Annotated in this window: 15 protein-coding genes and 2 pseudogenes; 7 read left to right on the forward strand and 10 right to left on the reverse strand. The window is 63.9% G+C overall.

The window, feature by feature from the left end; all coding sequences use genetic code 11:
* The first annotated feature begins 95 nt into the window (after positions 1-95).
* Positions 96-980 (forward strand): universal stress protein, encoded by an 885-nt coding sequence (locus ACFQT0_RS31720; protein ID WP_449272079.1) that lies wholly within the window; start codon positions 96-98, stop codon positions 978-980.
* 52 nt (positions 981-1,032) lie between these two features.
* On the opposite strand, the gene ACFQT0_RS21645 is transcribed toward ACFQT0_RS31720, so the two are convergent.
* The 3 genes from ACFQT0_RS21645 to ACFQT0_RS21655 are packed head-to-tail and all read right to left on the reverse strand — an operon-like array spanning position 1,033 to position 2,440.
* Positions 1,033-1,764: a cytochrome P450 gene (locus ACFQT0_RS21645; RefSeq protein ID WP_380206098.1), complete on the reverse strand. Its 732-nt coding sequence runs from the start codon at positions 1,762-1,764 to the stop codon at positions 1,033-1,035.
* Positions 1,647-1,985 carry a hypothetical protein gene (locus ACFQT0_RS21650; RefSeq protein ID WP_380205166.1) on the reverse strand — a complete coding sequence of 113 codons (339 nt, stop codon included), beginning with the start codon at positions 1,983-1,985 and terminating at the stop codon, positions 1,647-1,649. The genes ACFQT0_RS21645 and ACFQT0_RS21650 overlap by 118 nt, the downstream gene beginning before the upstream one ends.
* Positions 1,973-2,440 (reverse strand): cytochrome P450, encoded by a 468-nt coding sequence (locus ACFQT0_RS21655; protein WP_380205167.1) that lies wholly within the window; start codon positions 2,438-2,440, stop codon positions 1,973-1,975. Before ACFQT0_RS21655 ends, ACFQT0_RS21650 begins: the two co-directional genes overlap by 13 nt.
* 143 nt (positions 2,441-2,583) lie before the next feature.
* Here ACFQT0_RS21655 and ACFQT0_RS21660 point away from each other — a divergent pair, with 143 nt between their 5' ends.
* Positions 2,584-2,880: a hypothetical protein gene (locus ACFQT0_RS21660; RefSeq protein WP_380205168.1), complete on the forward strand. Its 297-nt coding sequence runs from the start codon at positions 2,584-2,586 to the stop codon at positions 2,878-2,880.
* Positions 2,881-3,051: 171 nt separating this feature from the next.
* Here ACFQT0_RS21660 and ACFQT0_RS21665 read toward each other — a convergent pair.
* Positions 3,052-4,058, reverse strand: a pseudogene (locus tag ACFQT0_RS21665) (polyprenyl synthetase family protein).
* Between the two features lie 125 nt (positions 4,059-4,183).
* On the opposite strand from ACFQT0_RS21665, the gene folK reads away from it, so the two are divergent.
* The 5 genes from folK to ACFQT0_RS21690 all read left to right on the forward strand — a co-directional run bounded on the left by folK (position 4,184) and on the right by ACFQT0_RS21690 (position 11,756).
* A complete protein-coding gene (gene folK / locus ACFQT0_RS21670; protein ID WP_380205169.1) occupies positions 4,184-5,542 on the forward strand; it encodes a 2-amino-4-hydroxy-6-hydroxymethyldihydropteridine diphosphokinase in 1,359 nt (452 codons plus the stop codon).
* 410 nt (positions 5,543-5,952) lie between these two features.
* Positions 5,953-7,662: a PKD domain-containing protein gene (locus tag ACFQT0_RS21675; RefSeq protein WP_380205170.1), complete on the forward strand. Its 1,710-nt coding sequence runs from the start codon at positions 5,953-5,955 to the stop codon at positions 7,660-7,662.
* 97 nt (positions 7,663-7,759) lie between these two features.
* Complete coding sequence (locus ACFQT0_RS21680) at positions 7,760-9,478, forward strand: hypothetical protein (RefSeq protein ID WP_380205171.1); 1,719 nt, start codon at positions 7,760-7,762, stop codon at positions 9,476-9,478.
* Positions 9,441-10,733, forward strand: a complete 1,293-nt coding sequence (locus ACFQT0_RS21685; RefSeq protein WP_380205172.1) for a gliding motility-associated C-terminal domain-containing protein — start codon at positions 9,441-9,443, stop codon at positions 10,731-10,733. The genes ACFQT0_RS21680 and ACFQT0_RS21685 overlap by 38 nt, the downstream gene beginning before the upstream one ends.
* A gap of 69 nt (positions 10,734-10,802) precedes the next feature.
* Positions 10,803-11,756, forward strand: a complete 954-nt coding sequence (locus ACFQT0_RS21690) for a PorP/SprF family type IX secretion system membrane protein (protein ID WP_380205173.1) — start codon at positions 10,803-10,805, stop codon at positions 11,754-11,756.
* 40 nt (positions 11,757-11,796) lie between these two features.
* Here the strand turns inward: ACFQT0_RS21690 and ACFQT0_RS21695 are convergent, their stop codons facing one another.
* The 6 genes and pseudogenes from ACFQT0_RS21695 to ACFQT0_RS21720 all read right to left on the reverse strand — a co-directional run bounded on the left by ACFQT0_RS21695 (position 11,797) and on the right by ACFQT0_RS21720 (position 17,057).
* Positions 11,797-12,096, reverse strand: a complete 300-nt coding sequence (locus ACFQT0_RS21695; protein WP_380205174.1) for a hypothetical protein — start codon at positions 12,094-12,096, stop codon at positions 11,797-11,799.
* Between the two features lie 170 nt (positions 12,097-12,266).
* Positions 12,267-13,028 carry a hypothetical protein gene (locus tag ACFQT0_RS21700; protein WP_380205175.1) on the reverse strand — a complete coding sequence of 254 codons (762 nt, stop codon included), beginning with the start codon at positions 13,026-13,028 and terminating at the stop codon, positions 12,267-12,269.
* Between the two features lie 2 nt (positions 13,029-13,030).
* Positions 13,031-13,862: pseudogene (gene fabD / locus ACFQT0_RS21705) on the reverse strand (ACP S-malonyltransferase).
* A 248-nt stretch (positions 13,863-14,110) separates the two neighbouring features.
* The gene (locus ACFQT0_RS21710; RefSeq protein ID WP_380205176.1) at positions 14,111-15,361 is read right to left on the reverse strand and encodes a T9SS type B sorting domain-containing protein; all 1,251 of its coding nucleotides are present in this window, start codon (positions 15,359-15,361) and stop codon (positions 14,111-14,113) included.
* The gene (locus ACFQT0_RS21715; protein WP_380205177.1) at positions 15,277-16,740 is read right to left on the reverse strand and encodes a hypothetical protein; all 1,464 of its coding nucleotides are present in this window, start codon (positions 16,738-16,740) and stop codon (positions 15,277-15,279) included. Before ACFQT0_RS21715 ends, ACFQT0_RS21710 begins: the two co-directional genes overlap by 85 nt.
* Positions 16,662-17,057 carry a hypothetical protein gene (locus ACFQT0_RS21720; RefSeq protein ID WP_380205178.1) on the reverse strand — a complete coding sequence of 132 codons (396 nt, stop codon included), beginning with the start codon at positions 17,055-17,057 and terminating at the stop codon, positions 16,662-16,664. Before ACFQT0_RS21720 ends, ACFQT0_RS21715 begins: the two co-directional genes overlap by 79 nt.
* Positions 17,058-17,219 lie beyond the last annotated feature (162 nt).

Genomic DNA, 17,219 nt, shown 5'->3' on the forward strand with positions numbered 1-17,219 from the left:
CACAGGAGCTTATCACAAAACCAGGCCCTCACACGTTTAGGGATTGAGAGTGATTGCAGCTGCGGGTTTTCCTTCATTGTTTCATCTGTTCAGCCATGAAAAACATACTGGTACCCACCGATTTTTCGACCGAAGCCAACTACGCCTTCGAAGTGGCCCTGCAGCTGGCCCGGTACACGGGCGGCAACGTGACGCTGCTGCACCTGCTCGAGGCCATAGACGACGCGGCGGGCGGCTTCAGCACGAGTGGCGGGCCTGTGAGCGGCAATGCCAGCATCGAGCAAATCTTCCCCATCAAGCTGATGGAGGCCACCAGGCGCCGCATGTACACCCTGCACGAACAGGCCGCGCGCCTGGCGCCCGACGTGCCGGTGCAGGAGAAAATAAAGGCGGCCCAGGTGGGCGACGGCATCCTGCACGCCATTGAGCGCTACGGCAGCGACCTGGTGGTGATGGGCGCCCGCGGCCACGGGGCCGTCGAGCACTTGTTTGCGACGTCGAACACCGAGCGCATGATTCGGCTGGCGCCCTGCCCGGTGATGGTGGTGAAGCACCGGCACACGCCGTTTGAGGTGCGCAACATCGTATTTCCCTCCGACTTTTCGGCCGAGGCGACCAGTGCCCTGAATGGCCTGCGCCAGGTGCAGGAAGTCTTTCCCGAAGCCACGGTGCACCTGCTGCACGTGATATCGGGGCGCGACAAAATAGCGGCCGAGCAGCAGATGCTGGCCTTTGCCCAACAGCACCAGGCTCAACAACTACAAGGCCACGGCCCTGGGTGCCGGCCGCGCCAGCACCGGCATCGAGCAGTACGCCCAGCAAGTGCAGGCCGACCTGGTGGTAATGCCCACCCACACCCACTCCCTGCTGGCCGGCCTGCTGCACACCAGCACCGCCGAAAACGTGGCCACGCACGCCTACCCGCCCGTGCTCACATATCATTTTCAGTAAGCTCGCCAGCGCTTGGTTGCCCAGGCTAACCGCTGCTTTGCATCATATTGAGCTACCCGCCGGCTCAAGTAGCTTCGGCTTTTAGCGCAGGCGCAATTGCACCCGGAAATCATGCTTGGGCCTCAGCGTGATGAGCGGCTGCATGGTCACGGGTGCCTGGCCGCTCACCCATTCTACCTCAAACTGGCGAAGCAGCTCCAGGGTGACGAGCTGCATTTCGGTGAGGGCGAACTGCATGCCAATGCACAGGCGCGGCCCGCCGCCAAAGGGCACGTAGGCGAAGGGATGCACAGGGCGCGCCTGACCAGGCGCAAAGCGGGCGGGCCGAAACTCCTGCGGGTTAGCCCAATATTTCTCATCGTGGTGCAGGCCGTAGAAGTAGAGCGAGAACAGCGTGCCTTTGGGGATGTGCAGGCCGTTGTACTGGTCGTCGGCTAGCGCCACGCGGTCTACCATCCAGGCGGGCGGGAAAAGTCGCATGGTTTCCTGCACGGCGTACAGGGCCTGGCCCAGGCGTGGCAGGTCCTCGAAAGTTGGGCTGCGGCCGGCGAGCACGGCGTCCATTTCGGTGCGGATGCGGGTGGCCTCCTCGGGGTGGTGGGCCAGCAGGTAGAGCAGCCAGGTGAGGGCGTTGGCGCTGGTTTCGTGGCCGGCAATGAGTAGAATCAGGGCTTCGTCGAGCACTCGCTCGGGCGTCATGGGCTCGCCGGTGTCTTCGTAGCGGGCGTCGAGCAGCATCTGCAGCAAGTCGTCGGGCGGGGTGGCGTGGGGCTGGGCGTTGGCGTGCTGGCGCTGCGCGATGTAGCGGCCCAGCAGGGCGCGCAGCTCGGCCGAGAGGGCGTCGTGGTACCGGAACCGGCCCCGCAGGCCTGGAACCAGGGCTTGAGGTAGGGCTGCCGGATGGAGCGCACAAAAAATGCCTGAATCTCGGTGATGAGGTCGGCCAGGCGGTCGAGCTCCGCTTCCGGAAAGTTGGTGCTGAACACCGACCGGGCAATGATGCGAAAGGTGAGCCGCGTCATCAAATCGTGCACGGGCACGGCCACCGCGCCTCCCCGCCAGCCGCCTGGGCGGCCAGCGGCGCCAGCGTTTCGGCCGTAATTTCCTGCATCAGCCCCGTAAGGCCGGCCACCCGCTGCCGGTGAAACCCGGGCTGAATGAGCCGGCGCTGGCGCAGCCAGTCGGGCCCCTCGTTGGTGAGCAGGCCGTGGCCCACGTAGCGCGAAAACCCCTGCGTAAACTTCGACTTAGCGTAGTTGCGGCTGTTCTTTTGCAGCACGTGCTGCGTCAGGCCCGCGTCACGGGTGAGGATGCTTTTCTCCACCCCGCCGATGAATAGCTCCACGGTGTCACCGTACCGGGCCAGGGTGGCGTCGAGCACCGGCAGCGGGTCTTTGGCCAGCGCAAACGAGCGCAGCAGCGAGCGCCAGCGCGGCACCCGCGGCAAGGAGAACGCCGCCGTCTTTTCCGAGTTTTCTAAGTCGCCCATAGCCGGTGGCCGCAAGCAGATGCGGCTCCCAAAAATAACGGCTGCCCGGGGCTGGTTCATCTTTTTCAAAGCAGCCGCGTAAAGCCAACCGGGCCGTGGCCCGCCACATTTCCTTCCTTTCCTTAAACAACCCCTTTCACCTTATGTGGATTCAGCAAAAAGACAGCTCGCCCGCCCCACTCGCCGACCTGCAGGGCCGCACCGTCGGGCTCAAGTTTAAGTGCTCCAAGTGCCAGACGGAAGTCTTCACCGACCTCATCGGGGTGCCCGCTCCAAATGGCAACGCCGACTCGCCGGAACACGCCAACAACCACGAAATAGAAGAGATAAAGTGCCCGGGTTGCCAAATGACCCATCAACTGGAGGTAGACAGCTCGTTCGATGGCGTGACGTTTAAAGTAAGCGACGCCAAGGAATTGAGCTACCAGGTAACCGAATAAATCACTGATTTTTCGGATTTAAACGGATTTGACGGATTTTGTAGACGATTAATCCTCGCAGAAAAATCAAAAAGGCTTGCCACTCGGCAAGCCTTTTCCTTTATCAGAAACACGCATTTTGCGCCGACTACAAAATCCGTGAAATCCGTTTAAATCCGAAAAATCAGTGATTTATTTTTCGCGCTCTATTGTGTAGTTAATTAATTGCTCGAGCGATGTGCGGCTGGGCGACTCGGGGAAGGTGTGCAGAATGGTGAGGGCCTCGTCGCGGTAGCGCTTCATGGTGGCGACGGCGTAATCCAGCCCACCTGATTTCTTCACGAATTCAATGACCTGCTGCACTCGGTCGCGGTGGCCGTCGTTGTTTTTCACGTTGAAAATTACGCGGCGCTTTTCCAGCCAGCCTGGCCTGCTGCAGGGCGTAGATGAGCGGCAGCGTCATTTTTTCTCCTTGATGTCGATGCCCACAGGCTTGCCGATTTCGGCGGTGCCGTAGTCGAACAGGTCGTCTTTTATCTGGAAGGCAATGCCGACTTTCTCGCCAAACAGGCGGGCCCGCTCAATCACTTCCTTGTCGGCCCCCACCGAAGCCGCGCCCACGGCCGTGCAGGACGCAATCAGCGAGGCGGTTTTCTGGCGGATGATGTCGAAATAAACGTCTTCCGTGATGTCGAGCTTGCGGGCTTTTTCAATTTGCAGCAACTCGCCTTCGCTCAGCTCGCGCACGGCGTTGCTCACGATTTTCAGCAGGTCGTAGTCGTCGTTTTCCAGCGCCAGCAGCAGGCCGCGCGAGAGCAGGTAATCGCCCACGAGCACGGCAATTTTATTTTTCCACAGCGCATTGATGGAAAAAAGCCGCGGCGGTAGTTGCTCTCGTCCACCACGTCGTCGTGCACGAGGGTGGCCGTGTGCAATAGCTCAATCAGCGCCGCGCCTCGGAACGAGGCTTCGGGCAGCGGGTCGCCCACGGCGGGCTCGAGGCGGGTGGCCCGGGCCGTGAGAAACACAAACATCGGCCGGATTTGCTTGCCTTTGCGCTTCACGATGTAGCCCATTATCTTATCGAGCAGCAGCACCTTGGTGCGCATCGACTGACGAAACTTGTGCTCGAACTCTTCCATTTCGGCTGCGATGGGCGCCTGAATCTGGTCGAGTGAGAAAGTAGGATTGTGGGGCATTGCGGCGACAATGATACGGCAGAACCTTGGAGGGCCCGCCCGCCGGCCCCCAACTTTTTGGCGTAGTTGCCGATTGTAACCGGAATGCCGACTGTTTGGCTGTTCCAGGCCCCTACCTTCGCCCCATGCTCACCCATTCGCCTTTCCTGCTCACCGGCACGCACCACGGACGTGCCTTCGAAGCCGACGCCACCTACCAGGCCGATGGCCACCCCAAACCCGTGGTGGTTTTCGTGCACGGGTTCAAGGGGTTTAAGGACTGGGGGCACTTCCCGCTGCTGGCCGATTTCTTTGCCGAGCGCGGCTTTGTCTTCGTCAAGCTCAACCTCTCGCACAACGGCATCGTGGTGGGCGGCACCGGTGACTTAGAGGATTTGGACGCTTTTGGGCGCAATAATTTCAGCATTGAGCTAAACGACATCGGCCAGGTAATCGACGCGCTTTTCACGCCCGGGGCCACACCCATCCCCGCCGCCGAAATGGACCTGAGCCGGCTCTACCTGGTGGGCCACAGCCGGGGCGGCGGCCTGGTGCTGCTGAAAGCCGCCGAAGACCGCCGCGTGCAGGCCGTGGCCACCTGGGCTGCTATTGCCGATATAGACCAGCGCTGGCCCCAGGCCGTGCTGGACGAGTGGCGGCGAGCCGGCGTGCTGCACGTGCCCAACTCGCGCACCGGCCAGCAGCTCCCGCTGCACTACCAGATTCTGGAAGACTACCTCGCCAATCGCCCGCGCCTCGACATCCCGCACAACGTGCGCCGCCGCGTGCGCCAGCCCCTGCTGGTGGTGCACGGCGACGACGACGAGACCGTGCCCCTGGAAGCCGCCCGCACCCTGCACCAGGCTCAAGCCCGACGCCGAGCTGCTGATAGTGCCGGGCGCCGGCCACATGTTTGGCGGCGCGCACCCCTGGCCCGAAACCGCGTTGCCCGAGCCCGCCCGCATTGTGGCCGAGCGCACCGCCGAGTTTTTCCAGCACCTGGCGTGAGCACCGCAGTAACCGCGTACCTGCTGCTGGGCGGCAACCTCGGCGAACGGGCCGCGCTGCTGCACGCCGCCAAGGCATACCTGGCCGCCTTCGCCGGCGAGGTCCTGGCGGCCTCCGCCCTGTACGAAACCGCCGCCTGGGGCCGCGAAGACCAGCCCAATTTCCTCAACCAGGCCCTGGCTCTGCGCACCACCTTGCCCCCTGCCGCGCTCTTGGAACAGTGCCTGGCGGCTGAGCTCCAGGCCGGCCGCGAGCGGCGCGAGCTATGGGGCAGCCGCACCCTCGACGTGGACATTCTCATGTACGGGGATGAAGTTATTGAGCAGCCCGGGCTGAGTGTGCCGCACTCCCGGCTGGCCGAGCGCCGCTTTGCGCTGGTGCCGCTGGCCGAAATCGCGCCGCATTTACGGCATCCGCAGTTGGGCTTAAGTGTGGCTGAGCTTCTGGCCCAATGCCCCGACCCGCTGCCCGTGCAGCTCTGGCCGGGCAATAATTAAGGGCGGGGCCACCCGCCGGATAGGCAGGAAAAACAAGAAGTATAGCGAGCCGCTTATTATGCTGGCCAGGTCAGGTTGTACCAATATGGACGGCTGGCGTTGGCCTCCATCACTATTCGGTCATCGCCTTGTACAAAGCTGACGGCCAGTGTGTAGATTTACCGGCACCGGCTGGCAGTGCTTTATAACAATGGCTTAGCTGGCCGTCAGGCTCCGTTTCTTATGAGCGGCGGGCGGCGTTTTTCTTGCTGAGCATCCGCTTACCTGTCCGCCCACTTACCCGCCCTACTATGCCCGCAGTGCTGTCGCATCCTGCCCCATCCAGTACCAGCGCTTTCGGCCTTCCTGTATCTGAGGCCGGCCAGTCAGCCGGCGACAGTAGCCCGGGCCCGGCCGGGCGGGTGCGCCCAGTGACTTGGCTGCTAATGCTGCTGCTCTTGCTGCTGAGCGGCGCGTCCATCACGGCGCTGGGCCAGGGCGCGCCGCCCCCGGAGTGCGCGGCTGATGAGAAGTTTGCCAACACTTGGTACTTCGGCTTTAAGGCGGGTCTGGACTTCAATCAGGCATCTAATGACTCCCTTCCGAAGGTGCTCACGAATGGGGCGATGGATGCTCCCGCCGGCTCGGGGGTGATGTCGGATAAAGACGGCAAAATTCTCTTTTACAGCAACGGCAAAACCGTTTGGAACGGCGACGGCACCGTGATGACCAACGGCAGGGGGCTGGCTGGCGACAGCACCACCACCGACGGCCCCCTGCCCATTAGGATGCCGGGCATACCTCCGGCGGGCCAACCGACGCGCTACCTGCTCTTCACCCTGAATAGCACCGTGGGCCTGAGCTACTCGGAAATAGACATTCCCGCGGGTGGTGGGCCGGGCACCGTCGTTCCCGCTACCAAAAACACGCCCCTGGCCCGCGGCACGGCGGAGAAGCTAACGGGCGTATTCCATAAAAACGGCTGCGACATCTGGGTTATCACGCACGGCTGGGGCGCTGCCAAGTCCGGCAATGACAACCGGGGCGACGCCTTTCTGGCCTACCGCGTGCGGCAAGCAGCCGGCTATGTAGGTCCGGTCCTCATCGACGCACCGATTCCTTCCACTGTAGGCAGCCTGCACGCGCCGAGCGTGGCGGCCCTGGGCTACAAAGGCCAGATGAAGGTGACTCCCGATGGCCAGCGGCTAGCCCTGGCCCGCTACAGCGAAGTATTAGGCGACAGCAGCAGCACCGTCGAACTGTTTGGGTTTGATACCGGCACGGGCCAGGTTAGCGTCAACCCGCAGGTTCCTTACATCATCGACCGTGGCGCAGGGAAATACTACGGGGTGGGGTTTTCGCCTGGCAGCTACCTCTACGCCACGGTGCGCAACCCGGCCAAGCTGCTGCAATTTGATATCAGCGGCAACGGACCCGTTACGAAGGAGGACATTCCGCTCAAGCAGAAGGTCCCGGCCGACCTGGGCTCGATGCAGGCCGCGCCCGATGGCAAGATTTACGTGGCCCGTGACAACCAGCCCGCGCTGGGCTTCATCCCCTTCCCGGACTCACTCGGGGCCAAGGTTGGCTACGCCGACGATAGCCTGAAATTGGGCGGCCGCCTGAGCGGCCTGGGCCTGGTCAACTTCAACCAAAGCTCCCTGCTGCGCGTGGGGCCTAGCGCCGAGATAACGAGTTGTCGGCAAATTAGTTTCAGGGCTCCGCCCATTGACTTTGAGGGGAAGACCTACGCTTGGCAGTTTGGCGACGGTGCCACCTCAACCCTTGAGAATCCCGTTCATACGTACGCTACGCCCGGCAACTACACCGTGACGCTACGCATCACGACCGCGTGCTTTTGCCGCGAAAGCTCGGGCATCATTCAGGTGCCGGATTTGCCGGTACCGGGTAGCATTGCGGGCCCTCAGACGCTATGCGCTGGAACACCCCGGCCGCTCTCACCAGCACCGCCGGTGCTGCCAGCGACGCGGACCTGCCGCTCACTTACCAGTGGGAATCGTCGACGGATAACACCAATTTCACGGCTATTGGTGGCGCTACTGGTCTCACCTACCAGCCATCGAGTACGCTACCGGTTGGCATCACTTATTTCCGGCGGCGCGTGCGCTGCTTCTACCTAACGGGTCGGGCCCTTACTGCGAATCCCGCACTACCGCTTCGGTAGCCATCACGGTTCAGCCGGCACTCACGACTGGCAGCATCGCCGCCGACCAAACCGTGTGTGCCGGCAGCCCCGCTGCCCCGCTCACGAGCACCGCGCCGGCCAGCGGCGGCACGGGCACGTTTTCCTACCAGTGGGAATCTTCGTTAGATAATACCACCTTCACGGCCATTCCTGGCGCTAATGGCGACACCTTTGCGCCGGGCCCACTCACGGCCACCACTTACTACCGCCGCCAGGTACGCTCCGGCGTCTGCACCGCGCCCCCTTCCAATGTGGTGACCTTGACCGTGGTGCCGGCCCTGACAGCCGGGACCATTGCCGCCGACCAAAACCTCTGCGCCGGCGGCACCGCTACTCCCCTCACCAGCGAAACTCCAGCCACCGGCGGCACGGGCACTATCGCCTATCAGTGGGAGTCATCGGCGGATAACGTGACCTGGACGCCCATCGCTGGGGCCAGCGGCCCAACCTATGCGCCGGGCCAGCTGAATACGACTACTTATTTCCGGCGTCGGGCGAATTCGGGTACCGCTTGCGCTCCGGCTTTGTCCAATGTCGTCACTATCAATGTGAACCCGGCGCTGACCGCGGGCACCATCGCCGCCGATCAGACTCTGTGCCCGGGCGCCACCCCCACCCCGCTCACCAGCACGGCGCCGGCCACGGGCGGTACTGGCACGTTTGCGTACCAGTGGGAATCTTCCGGGAATAACGCAAACTGGACGCCCATTGCCGGCGCTACCAGCCCAACTTTTGCCCCTGGGTCGCTCACCACTACCACTTACTTCCGGCGTCAAGTGACGTCGGGGCCTTGCGGACCGGTGTATTCGCCTTCCGTCGCCCTGACGGTACTGCCGGCGCTGACTGCCGGCAGCATTGCGGCCTCCCAAACCATCTGTGCCGGGGCCACGCCCGCGCCGCTCACCAGTGCCAGCGCGCCCAGCGGCGGCACGGGCACGTTTGCGTATCAATGGGAGTCATCGCCGGACAATACCACTTGGACGGCCATCGCTGGCGCCACCGGTGACAGCTTCGCGCCGGGTCCCCTCACAGCCACCACTTCCTTCCGCCGCCGGGTGACGTCGGGAGCCTGCGGGCCCGAGTTCTCGGCCTCCGTTACCATAACAGTGCTGCCAGTGGTAACGGCCGGCAGCATCGCTGCTGACCAAACCGTGTGCCCGGGTGCTACCCCCGCGCCGCTCACCAGTACGGCCGGGGCGAGCGGCGGCACCGGGACGTTTGCGTACCAGTGGGAGTCTTCGCCGGATAACGCAAACTGGTCGGCCATCGCTGGCGCTACCGGCTCAACTTTTGCGCCGGGCCCGCTCACGGCCACCACCTACTTCCGGCGGCGGGTGACTTCGGGAGCTTGCGGGCCGTTCTCATCCAATGTCGTCACCATCACCGTTCTCCCGGCACTGACGGCCGGCACCATCGCCGCCGACCAAGCGATATGTATTGGCGTTACCCCTGCCCCGCTGACGAGCACGGCGCTGGCCACCGGCGGCACGGGCAGCTTCAGCTACCAGTGGGAATCTTCGCCGAACAACAGCAACTGGACTGCCATTCCGGGCGCCACTGGCTCAACGTTCGCGGCGGGCCCGCTCACGACCACCACTTTCTTCCGCCGTCGGGTAACGTCGGGAGCTTGCGGACCCGAGTTCTCGGCCTCCGTTACCATAACGGTGCTTCCGGTGCTGACTGCCGGCAGCATTGCGGCCAACCAAACCATCTGTGCAGGCGCTACGCCCACTCCTCACCAGCACTGGTGACGCCGGCGGCGGCACAGGCACGTTTGCCTACCAGTGGGAGTTCTCGGCCGATAGCACAAACTGGACCGTGATAGGTGGTGCCACTGGCTCAACTTTTGCGCCCGGCCCGCTCTCGGCCAACACCTTTTTCCGGCGCCGGGTGACTTCGGGCACTGGCACTTGCTCGACAGGGGTTTCAAACGTGGTGGCGGTTCGGGTGCAGCCGGTTGTAACGACCAGCGTAACCCTGGCGACCCCGCCCGTGCAGTGCCCTGGCACGCCCCTCACCTTCACGGCCGTGCCCACCAACGCGGGCACCGCGCCTACGTTCCGCTGGCTCGTCAACAATGTGGCCGTCGCTAGCGGGCCCACGTTCACCAGCAGCACGCTGGTAACGGGCGACGTGGTTCGCGTGGAGGTAACGCCCACGGCGGGGCTATGCAGTACGGGGGTGGCCGCAACTTCGGTCACGGTAACGCGTACACCCACGCCGCTTCCCACGCTCGCCATTACGGTGCAGCCGGGTGGGCCGGTTTGCCCGGGCGCGCCGCTCACGTTCAGCATCGCGAGTGTGACCGAGGCCGGCCCGGCCCCCGCCTATCAGTGGCAGGTGAACGGGAACGACGTGGCGGGTGCCACCGGCCCGGTCTTCACCAGCACCACGCTGCGCGATGGCCAGACCGTGACGCTGCGCCTGAACACGACCAACGTGTGCGCACAGCCCGTCTCGGCCGTTTCCAATGGCGTGACGGTGCGCATACTCCCGCCGGTGGACGTGGATGCCGGCCCCGACAAGGAGATTCTGGCCGGCACCTCGGTGCGGCTGGAAGGCCGTGCCGATGGCAATTACCCCGTGAGGTGGACGCCGACGGTGGGGCTGGCTTTTCCGGGCAACGACCAGCTGCATCCCGTGGCCTCGCCCACGGTTACCACCACCTATACGCTCTCGGCCGGGGACGGTGGCTGCGCCGACTCTGACCAAGTGACCGTGACCGTGCGCCCGCCCATCCGCATCCCCAATGCCTTCACGCCCAACAATGACGGCCGCGACGACACTTGGCAGATTGAGTTCATTGAGCAGTTCCCCGACAATACAGTGAGCGTGTTCAACCGCTGGGGCAACCGGATTTTCTCGGCCGAAAACTACAGCCGGGCCAACGAGTGGCGCGGCGACATCAACGGCCAGCCCGCGCCGGTGGGCACCTACTACTACGTGGTGGTTACGAGGGGGCCGTTGGGCAAGTCGTACAGCGGGTCGATTACGATTTTGTATTAAGAAAACGTCCTGCTCAAGTTACTAAAGCAAGACGCTCTTTTTCAGTTAGAAAACAAGGCAATTACTGCTATGAAAAGAGTTCTAACCGTACTACTGCTCCCGCTGCTGCTCGTCTTGGCCAGCGCGCCGGCCCGGGCCCAGCAGCAGGCGCAGTACAGCCAGTACATGAACAACAACTACATCCTCAACCCGGGCACCACGGGCGTGGAGGATTACATCGACGTTAAGTTCAGCTACCGCACCCAGTGGACGGGCCTGGAGGGAGCACCCAAAACCTACTACGCCAGCGCCAGCTCCTCGCTGGGCAAGTGGCGCAGCACCCCCAAGCGCACCATCCGCGACCGGCGCCGGCCGTTTCACGCAATAGGCGGCCTCGTGTACAAAGACGAGACCGGGCCCACCAGCCGGACGGGCGCCTACCTTTCCTACGCCTACAATATGGTCCTGACGCCCGACCTGCGGTTGGCGCTGGGCATGTCGGCCGGCATGCAGCAGTTTGCCGTGGATGGGCAGCAGCCGCGATTCTTCGACCCCACGACCCGGGCCGCCAGCGCCGCCTCGCGGGTGCTGGATGGGTCGGTGGGCCTGTGGCTGTACAGCTCCAAGTTCTACGTGGGCGTATCGGGTGCCCAGCTGCTCGGCAATCAGCTCAACTTCTCCTACGGGCCCGACCAGACCGGCGAGGGCGCCCCCGGCAACACGCTGAAGCGGCACTACTTCGCCACGGCCGGGGCGCGGGTGCCGATTAACGACGACTGGTCGCTGGTGCCGTCGGTGCTGGTCAAGGCCGTGAACCCGGCCCCGGTGTCGGTCGACCTCAACGCCAAGCTCAAGTACCAGGACCTGCTGTGGCTCGGGGCCTCGTGGCGCGCCTTTGACTCGGCCGTAGCGATGGTGGGCCTGAGCTACGAGCAGTACACGCTGGGTTATTCCTACGATGCGGGGCTTTCACAACTGGCCGGCTACCACGGCGGCAGCCACGAAGTACTGCTGGGCTTGCGCATCAAGAAAAAGCCCAGATAGTCTGCACTAACCGATTCTGGTAGGGCACGGTTAGCGGCAGTTAATGCGGCGAAGTCCACTCCAAAGGCGGCAGCTGGCGCAAGGCCACTGCGTTGCTGATGGTGCGGCCCGCGGAATACGCCAACCAAATTCCCACGACACCGACCACGAGCCAGGAAGACCAGCTTCTGCGTCCCAGCGGGGCTTCAAACCAGCTCCCCACTCTGCGGAAAGCTAATAAGACAACTGTTCCGAAAAGTACGCTGGCGTACCGTTCGGCATCGTAGAGCCCGGATGCGCTGCGGGTGAACGTGGTGGAAATTATCAGCAGCAGCAGGAAAACGGCCGTGGCCACCCACAACACAGAGGGGAAATAATTAGGCCACGGAGATAACGCCTTCGGAGTGGGCCGCTGCTCCTCGGAAGCTTGGAGCCGGGGCCACAGCCACGTCAGCAGCCCCACCAGCGCCAGCGCCCAAACAGCTGCCCATTCGAGCCGCCACGCCGCCCGTACGGGCAGCAGCCAGCGGCTCAATACAAACCCATAATCAGCAGTTGAGCTAAAAACTGCGCCCATCCCCTATTCAGTTTGTACACGCTCGGCGCGGCGAGTAGCAAGGCATAAAAGTGCCACACCACGCCTCCCAACCCGGTGAGGGCGAAGTGCCCGGCCACGAACATTCGCTGCTTCAAACCCAACTGCTTGTGCTGCAGCAATAGGCCCACCGCCAAGCCCGCCAATAGGAAAAAGCCGGCTGTACGCTGCAATGGGAGCAAAAATCCCACGGCCGTAGCCAAGGCCCACCACGAGCCACGCCAGGTGTGCAGTCCTTGAAATAAGGCCAGCACGTAGCCTGCCACCAGGACCAGAAAGACGGCTTCGCCCCACACAAACTTGCTCACCACCAGCCACGGTGTGCTCAGGGCCAAGGCCCAAGGCAGCACCAAAGACGCACGTAGCGGCAACAGTCGCCGGCCTAGTTTGCTCCAGGCTACGACGCTCAGGGCCAGTGCCACGGCGTGCACTAGGCGCAACGCGCCCAGGCTCCCCGCTAGCGCCACCAGCACCGGGTACAGCGGCGGCCAGTAGCGGTAAGCCGTGCCGTCCGGGTGGAGCAGGCGGCCCGCGGTGCGCAGTGTACCGGCTGCGTGCAGGTAAAAGCCCGAGTCGGCGGTGCCGGCCAGGCCTGGCGCGGTAGCCCAGGCAAACAGGGCCAGCTGCGCCAGCACCGCCAGCCCAACCGACCACCCAAACCACCGCCGCCCGCCCTCCGGCACCGTTGAGCTAAGCACCCCTACCCGATGGCAGCGGTGGGCACAATCTTCTTCACTAGCCCTTGCAGCACCTTGCCGGGGCCGCACTCCACAAACTCGGTAGCGCCGTCGGCGGCCATTTGCTGCACCGACTGGGTCCAGCGCACCGGGGCGGTGAGCTGGCGCAGCAGGTTGGCCTTGATTTCGGCCGGGGCCGAGTGGGGCCGCGCGTCCACGTTCTGGTACACGGGGCAGCGGGCTTCGCTGAAGGTGGTTTTTTCGATGGCTTCGGCCAGGGCGGCGGCGGCACTCTCCATCAGGGGCGAGTGGAAGGCGCCACCCACGGGCAGCGGCAGCGCGCGCTTGGCGCCGGCGGCTTTCAGGGCTTCGCAAGCCTTGTTAATGCCATGAGTTGAGCCAGAGATAACCAGCCTGGCCGGGGCAGTTGTAGTTGGCAGCCACTACCACGTCGCCGGCCTGGGAAATCTCCTGGCAGATGCGCTCCACGGTGGCATCGTCGAGGCCCAGAATGGCGGCCATGGTGCCGGGGTGCTCCAGGCAAGCGGCCTGCATGGCCGCGGCCCGGCGCGCCACCAGCGCCAGCGCGTCTTCGAAGCGGAGCACGCCGGCTGCCACCAGCGCCGAGAACTCGCCCAGCGAGTGGCCGGCGGTCATGGCGGGACGCAGCTCGGGGCGGGCCAGAAATTGAGCTACGGAATGCACAAAAATGGCTGGTTGCGTCACGTCGGTGCGGCGCAGGTCTTCGTCCGAGCCGCTGAACATGATGTCCGTCAGGCTAAACCCCAGGATGTCGTTGGCCTGGGTGAGCAGGGCGCGGGCTTCCAGGTTTTGGTCGAACAGCTCGCGGGCCATGCCCGGAAACTGGCTGCCCTGGCCCGGAAAGATGACGGCGGTTTTGGTGGATTCGGAAGAAGGAGTGGGATTCACGAGAAGACGGGGAAATTAAATGGAAATGCCGTTTGGCGGCGCAAGCACCGGCCCACCGCCGCAGCGAATGGGGCTGCAAGCTGCACAAAACCGGCCGCCCCTACAAATTCCAGCAAAAAGGCCACCCCAACCGGAGCGGCCTTTTTGCTGACTGAAAGTTGAGCCGAGCGGCGCTAGCGCACCACCTCCACCCAGCCTTTGTACGTGCGTTTGGTGTTGGCAAAGTCGGCAAACTCCACCTCGGCTAGGTAGTAGTAAATACCGTCGGAGACTTTGGTGCCGGACGCTTTTTCGGCCACCGGCCCGCCGCCGTCCCAGTTGATGAGCACGCGGTCGGAGGCCGTGGTGGTGTTCTCGAAGACCTTCACACCCCAACGGTTGAAGGCCTGGAAGTGGATGCGCCGGATGGGGCTGTAGTTCTTGGGCCGGAACACGTCGTTCACCCCGTCGCCCGTGGGCGTGAAGATGTTGGGCAGTTTGAAGAACACGCAGTTGTCCTGGCAAGCCACATTACTCGTGTCGCTCACGGCGCCGCTTGGGGCCACGGCCTGCACCGCGTAGCACCCGCCCGAAAACTCGAGGTTGGGATGCACGAAGCTGGTCTGGGTGGTGGTGCCGATGAGGGCGAAAGCGCCCGTGGGCGCGGGCCGGTAATACACCCGGTAGCTGGCCACAGCGGCATCGCAGCCCGCGGGCAGGCTCCCGGCTTTCCAGCTCAACCGGTTGCTGTATCGCTGATTATCCCTGGGGAATTCCTGCAGCGAGGCCAGGCTGTCGCAGTTGGTGGGCTGCAGGGTGAGCACGGGGATGCAGGGCGGCGGAATCAGGGCAGTGCACTGCTGCTGGCTCTTGTTGAGCAGGGAACTGAGGTAGCCCGTGGGCGCGTAGCGGCCTTCCGTCTGCACGTAGTAGCAGTAGGTCTGGCCCTTCACCAAAGCAGGGTCCTTATCCAGGTACGTGCCGCCGGTGGCCGTGGTGGGCGCCGTGGCAATCTGGGCGAAGGCGCCGGTGGTGCCCGTGCGGCGGTAGATGGTCACGGGCTTGGCCGTGTTATCCCAGGGCACGTTGTAGGTCCAACTCACGGTGATGGCGGTGGGCGGGTTGTTGGGCAGGGCCGTCACCCGCACGCTGCTGGCCGTGGGGGCGGTTTCCTTCTCGGGCTGGCGCCCATCGCTGAACGTGCGGATGAACTCGAGCTTGTAGGTGTACTGCCGGTCCTGGGTGTTCAGGTTGGTGTCGACGAAAGCCGTATCGTTGATGGAGGTGAAGGTGCGCACCGTGGTGAACGTGGTGGGGGCCAGACCTTCGCCGCGCGAAAGCACAAAGCTGGGCGCGCCGTCTAGGGTGGCGCCGGCTGCGGCGCGGGGCTGGGTCCAGCGCACGGCAATGCGGCCGGCAGTGGTGCTGGTTTCTTCCACGTCCACGTTCTTGGAGCCGGCCGGCCGGAGAAGGTCACGCAGGTTTCCAGGGAGGCGATGCTGTTGCCGCCCGCCGGCAGCGGAAACTCGGCGTAGATGCGGTAGCAGTAGGTTTTGCCCCGGTCCAGGCCGAGGTTGGTGCCGCCGGCCGAGCGGTTGCCGTCGGTGAACGTCGTTTCGCTGGCCGCCACGGTGCCGATGCGCACGTAGCCCGTCGAGGCCGGAATGCCGGTTTCGCAGTCGCCCGGCATCCAGTTGGCCGGGTTCTCCTTGCGGTAGATGTGAATGAACGAGGCGTTGGTGCAGATGTACTTGTTCCAGGTGAGTTGGGTCGAGTTGATGCCGCTGGTCACGGGCACCGCGCGCAGGTTTTGGGGCGGCGGCCCCACCACCGTAATTCGCCAGGTTTCCTCATCAATCAGCGGCGGGTTGGCCGCGGTAGGATTGGCGGGATTGTCCTGGGCTTTGAACACCACCAGGTAAGGCAGTTGAGCTACGTTGCTGCAGTCGGTTTGCCAATTAAAAGTGCCCTGAGCCAGCGGCGGGCCCGTTAGCGTCTGGCGGAACGTGGCCGGCGGGATGATGCCCGAATAGGCAAACAGCGTCACCGGCGTTTGCGGGCTCGTCGGCGAGACGCCGTCCACTGCCGTCACGATTCCATTAACCGTCTGGCCGGCAATCACGCAGATATCGGGCGGAATGGTGATGGTGGGCCGCAGGTTGGTGGTGCCCGAGACGATAATCTGCATGTCGCGAATCACCTCCCCTATCAGGCGGCGGCCCAGCGGCGTGCGGCGCCACTCTTCTATCACCATGGCCACGTTGTAGATGCCGGTGCGGGCCGGGGCATTCCAGGTAATTTGCCCGGTCTGGACGTCCTGCACAAAGATGGCCGGGTCGCCGGGCCGCCCCACGGGCACGCCCGAATAGGGCACCTGCAAGGGCGGGGTCAACGAAAGGCCGGGGTCGTTGGGGTAGCGGAAGTTGGGGACTATCTGGGCTACCGGCGTGTTGTTGCCGGTGGCCCCGAGGCACGGCGCGCCGACAATATTCTCGGCCGGCAAGGTCACTTTCTGGCTGGGCCGCAGCTTGAACGCGAGCGAGTCGCCGTCGGCATCGAAGGCGGCGGGGTTGTGCAGAAATACCTGGTTCACGCCGGCCTTGTCCACGGCCGGGGCCGTGAGCACGGGCGAGCGGTTGCGGCCCAGGGCGGGGTCCAGCGTGACGCGGGTGCTGATGTAAAACGACTGGTTAATCGAGTTGTCCATGTTCAGCACCCCGGCGTTGCGATTCTCGCCGGTGTAGCTCACCGTAAAGCTGCCGGCCGAGGGAAAGACGTGCTCGAATAAGTAGACGTTCTGGCCGGTATCGGGAGCGCCCGGCACGGCGCGGCGCCCCCCGGAATGCGGTCAATGCCCCGGTAGCGGCTCGAGGTGCCATCCCCGAAAAAGATGGTCACCTTGTCCTCGTCCACCACATTAGGTCCTTCCACCACATACAGCACCATCTTAAAAAAGACGCGCCGGGGGTTGAAGCCGGGCCCCACGGTGGTGTCGACCCTGGCCTGAATGTCGCCGGCCCGGATGTGCGAAGCCCGCGCCGCCTGCGGCCCGCTCCCCAGCCCCACGGCCAGCACCAAGAGCAGCAGCGCGGCCCGCAGCAAAGTCCCCAGCTTAAATTGAAGTAGTGAAGTTTTACTCATATAGATGTGATAACGGGAAATGCCTTCCCGGCAGCTATCCCAGCACAGCAATATAGCAGCTTTGCCGGGACAGCAGTAATGAGGATGGCAAGAGAAGCTTGGAAGGAAACCGGAACGCCGCCGAACAGAACCGTGGGCAGCCTACCGCTGCGGTTAAACCTG

It is taken from the genome of Hymenobacter humi, from assembly GCF_042665855.1.
Lineage (GTDB): Bacteria > Bacteroidota > Bacteroidia > Cytophagales > Hymenobacteraceae > Hymenobacter > Hymenobacter humi.